The 5185-nt window shown below is 38.1% G+C and carries 3 protein-coding genes; all 3 read left to right on the forward strand.

Translation table 11 applies throughout. The features are described 5' to 3' along the window. Positions 1-575 (forward strand): hypothetical protein (locus WBJ10_RS09565; RefSeq protein WP_424289679.1); only part of this gene is annotated, 575 nt, incomplete at its 5' end. Between the two features lie 198 nt (positions 576-773). Next, positions 774-4574, forward strand: a complete 3801-nt coding sequence (locus WBJ10_RS09570) for a PAS domain S-box protein (protein WP_424289681.1) — start codon at positions 774-776, stop codon at positions 4572-4574. A 136-nt stretch (positions 4575-4710) separates the two neighbouring features. Continuing rightward, on the forward strand, positions 4711-5185 hold a 475-nt coding region (locus tag WBJ10_RS09575), incomplete at its 3' end, for an SIMPL domain-containing protein (protein WP_424289683.1).

The raw sequence follows: 5185 nt of genomic DNA on the forward strand, positions 1-5185 counted from the left end.
CCCTTGAGCTGAAGGCTATAAAATTCCCTGACAACCGGGAAAGACGCGCGGATCACAAGCCTGCACGAAAGCTTATTTACAACTTTTTAATTATTGCTAATGCATTCGGAGACAAGTCGCAGTCTGCTTTAATTCAAAAGACACTTTCCGACAGGTACGGATACCCGGTGAAAGTAAGTCCTTCCGGTAGCCTGTCCTATCAACTTGTTATAGAAGGATTTGAAACAAAAGAAGATGCGAACATCCTTCTGCCCGAGCTCAGCATCTACGGATTCAGAGGACTCTACGTGACGCAAGTCAGAAAAAAGATCGTTCAGCCAAAGACGAGCCCGGCTAGAACACTAAGTTCTTCAACCAGAGACGACGCGATGTACTTTTCCATTGTCGTCGAGCTGGCAACTAATGAAGCAGGCATTAAAGCTCAACAAGAGCATATTTTGAAGGTTCTCAGATTAACCTCGTACCCCATAAAGCAGGAAGGAATATATAAGCTGATAATCACAGGCTTTACTACGATGAGAGCTGCCGAAATCGCATACCAAAAATTACTTAACGCGGGAGTGGGTTCAGCTTAAATTGCTACTTATAAGAAAAATTTTAAACAATTAAGATAACGAACCTAAATATTGTCATGGGATTTAACTACATATAAGATTGAGATTGACGAAACTTATATTCTAATAAGTCGTATTAGTTTAAAATATTTCTTATTTAATTTTACTTGGAAGTCTATAGAATATAAACAACAACTTCCCAATTTTTGAGACATTAACATGGCTACCAAAATCGTCTATCTCTACATTTTGCTCTTTGTCGCCATCGTTAACCATGTCACTGCGCAGTCAAGACCCTATTTTCAGGAGCAACAATATATTTACAATAACTGGAATAATAAAAACGGGCTGACACAAAATACCGTAGCAGATATTCTTAAAGATGAAGAGGGATATTTATGGCTCGCCACCGAGGAAGGAGTTCTGCGCTTTGATGGTACTAATTTTAAAGTTTTCAACAGAGAAAACACGCCCGGCGTCCACTCAAGCACATTTTATGATCTTGCCAAATCAAAACAAGGAGTTTGGGCTGCTGCTGTAAACACTATTTTATATCTGAATTCTGATTCAATAAAAACATACGATTTCCGAAAGCATTTAAAAAACTCATGGATATCAGCCATTTCGGAAGACCCGCAGGGCGTGCTTTGGGCTGGTACCAATAATGGAGAGCTCTTCTATATCAAGAACCATAGAATTACGCGGTATCATGGACTGCCGGCTAAAAATTTAAAAAGTATTCAAACTTTAAATAAAAATTCCGACAAACTGTTTCTGGGAACTGAGCGCGGGCTATTCCAAATCAATAAGGATCAGTCACTTGCATATGTGCCTGGTTTTGAAACCCAAAATATAAGGGCACTTGAAATTGATAAGTATGGCTCTCTTTGGATCGGAACAAAGGAAGACGGACTTTATCATCTAAAAGGAAAAAACACCACTCAATACACCATTAAAGATGGATTGAATGAGCTTTTTATACGAAGTCTGGGTATATCGCCAGGGGGCGATATCTGGATTGGAACCAGTAGTTCCGGTATTCAAATTCTAAAAGACGGAATATTCGAAGATTTAAAGGATAACGGCATATCTAATGACGGCATAAAAAGTATAGCTTTCTCAGAACCTGATTTGATTTGGCTTGGAACTCCTGCATCCGGTCTTATACAAATGAAGCCTGCCCGTATTCAGAAATTTTTAAAGTCGGATGGCTTGGCCGGAAAGGTTATTTTACCAATCTATCAGCATCGCAAGGGCGAAATATGGATAGGAACAGCCGGTCAAGGGATAAACCGGATTAAAGACGGTAAGATTTCTCATTATACAAGACGGGATGGTTTAGCAAATGAAATCATTATAAGTCTTTATGGAACAAATGAACGCATGCTGGTCGGTACGGTTGGGGGCTTAAATATTTTTAACTTAAAATCGGGCAAATTCGAAAGAGAATTTACCATAAAGGATGGCTTAGCGAGCAATGTTGTGCAGTCTATTTTTGAGGATTCTAGCAGACGAATTTGGATTTCTACTGCCTCCGGTGGAGTACATCTGTTGGAAAACAATAAAATCAAGCGTTTGCCTCTACCTGTTGAATTATTAAACGCGGAAATGACAAGCATTTTTGAAGACCAAAAGAAAAATATTTGGATTGGTTCTTCGGGAGCAGGTTTCATCAGCATAAACTCAGAAAATAAAATTACGCTGTACAAAAATAATCTAGGGGTTTCTTCAGATATGGTTTATGCTTTCTATGAAGATAAAGAAGGATCACTTTGGTTAGGTACAGAAGCAGGATTAATACCCTTTCAGAAAAAAAAAATATTCGACAAATCCAATGGTCTCAAATTTAACGGAATTTACCGGATAATTGATGATGGCAGGGGTTATGTGTGGTTAAGCGGAAACTTCGGGCTGCAGCGTATATCCATTCACGATCTTATAAAACAAAAACATAACCGATCTGCCAGCCCCCAGATAAGTTCCCGGTTTTTTGGTACCGCAGACGGTATGGCAAATTCCGAGACGAATGGCAATATCTCTCCTGCGGGGTGGAAGATGAATGATGGTAATATATGGTTTCCTACTGTAGAAGGCATAGCAATTGTAAAACCTGCGAAAAGCGAAAGCGAGCAGTGGCTGGGCCCTGTAAAAATCAATTCCATACAATATGACGGTTCGGTAAAAACGCAACTGAAAAACATCAAAATCCCCCCGAATGTTTCAACAGTATCCATAAATTATACCAGTGTGAACCTTGTCAATCCCGAGGAAACAACCTATTACTATCGTTTAAAGGGGCTTTCAGATACGTGGGAAGAAGCGGGTAACAGGAATACTGCGTATTTTACACTATTGAACCCAGGGGAATACATTTTTGAAGTAAAAGCAGAGCAGTCTGGCAGCTGGTCTAAAATTTCAAAGTTATCCTTCAATGTAATTCCGGTATTTTATCAAACTTTTTGGTTTAGATCAGTACTCGGTTTTTTATTTTTAATCATGGGCTTTTTCGTCCATAAATTATATTCCAGTATCCATCAGGAATCCATTCTCACAAAAATGGTAGATGACCGAACGAATGAATTAATGGAAAAAAATGAAAAATTTGAACTAATTAACAAACAATTAGACGCCAACCGCCAGCAGTATCAATCATTATTTTTCGACAATCCTTACGCGGTTTTTTCATTTGATTTAGCAGGAAATTTTATAAGCGCTAATAAAGTAACGTCTGAACTTACGGGATATCCTATTGAAGAGCTACTAACTATGTCTTTTGTACCTCTCATACCTAAAGATTCAGTAAATGAAGTGCTGGAAAAGTTAATAAAGGCGGGCATGGGGGCAACACAAAACTATCAGACTAAAATACAAACTGCGAGTGGAGAGTCTCTTTTTGTGGATGTTACCAATTTACCGATGACCATAGATGGGAAAATATCGGGGATATATGGTGTTGTAAAGGATATAACGGAAGAAAAGCTTCTGACTGATCAACTTGCTCTGGCAAATGAAAGGTTTCGCTTAGCAAATAAAGCTACATCCGATTCCATATGGGATTGGGATCTGAAGACGAATGAAATTAAACGCGACGAGAACTTTTTGGAAGTAAAACTGGGGTATAATCCATCATCCCCGGACAGCATTTTTGAAAGTTTTAGAAAATTAATTCATCCCGAAGAAGTGGAAAAAATATGTAATAAGCTAAGTAAGGTATTAAACGACAAATCAGAAGAATTTTGGGAAGAAGAGTGTCGATTATTGAAACCCGACAATAGTTACGCGATAGTATATAATAAAGGATACATTATACGTGACGACGAAGGTCAAGCTATACGCATGATTGGTGCTTCCCAGGATATAACTGAGCGTAAGCTTGAAGAGCAACAATTGAAATTAATGGAATCTGTAATCACTTATACTACGGATGCGGTAATCATCTCAAAAGTGGAAGGTGAGGAATTAAAAATTGTTTTTGTAAACGATGCTTTTACCGCTATGACGGGTTATATCCTTGCAGATATTCAATGTGAAAAATCACCAATACTACGTGGGCCAAACACTAAATCAGACCAACTTTCCCATTTTAACCGGGCCATTAATACTGGCACTGCATATCAATCGGAAATCATCAATTATAAGAAGAATGGAGATGCTTTTTGGGTAGAGGTTAATATGGTACCGGTTAAAGATAAGGATGGAAAGTGTACGTATTGGGTATCTATTGAAAGAGATGTGACCGATCGCAAAAATCAAATGCTTTCTATTGAAAAACAAAATGATCAGTTAAAAGAAATCGCCTGGACACAATCGCATGTTGTGCGTGCACCATTGTCAAGAATAATGGGTGTAGTCAATTTGTTTGAGGAAGGATGTGTTGAGGAAACGGAAATAGAAGAGTTCTTGCAATACATTAAACAATCTGGTAATGAACTAGACGAGATCATCAAAGATATTGTAAAAAAGAGCGAAATAGTGGAAGGCAATTATATTGATGAACCGGAAAAGCGGGTGAGGATATAAATAAGCGAATTAAAGAGTCTCGCCCTTTATTTGATTTCAAAACACACCAATCCTCTTCAAAATTAATTCCATTATGGAATTGGCACGAAATTTTCATCCTAAAATAAACTAGGAATAAACCTATATGATAAATACCATGAAAACTCTATTAGCCGCAGCCCTGATCAGTTTGTTCAGTTTAAATGCGTTTTCACAAAACATCGACACCCGTAAGAAAATTGAAGTCAATGGAACTGCAGAAGCAGAGGTAACTCCCGACATCATTTATGTTAGTTTGTCGTTGAAAGAATATTTCAGGGATTCAGCCAATAAGAAGAAAGTCGAAATTGAAGATTTAGAAGCACAATTGCAAAAAGCTGTATTAGCGGCTGGTATCCCGCAGGAGAATTTCACTATTAACAATATCTCCAGTTATACTTCATGGTGGGAGAAGAAAAAAAGCCCTGAGTTTTTAGCGCGTAAACAATACCGCATCAAAATGACGGACTTAACCAAGTTCAACCAAATTATGAGTGCGGTTGATCCCAAAGGTATTGAATACAGCAATATCGAAAGCTACGACTACTCTAAAATCGAGAGCTTGAAAAAAGACCTTAAGATCAAAGCATTAC

Source organism: Daejeonella sp., from assembly GCF_049655485.1.
Lineage (GTDB): Bacteria > Bacteroidota > Bacteroidia > Sphingobacteriales > Sphingobacteriaceae > Daejeonella.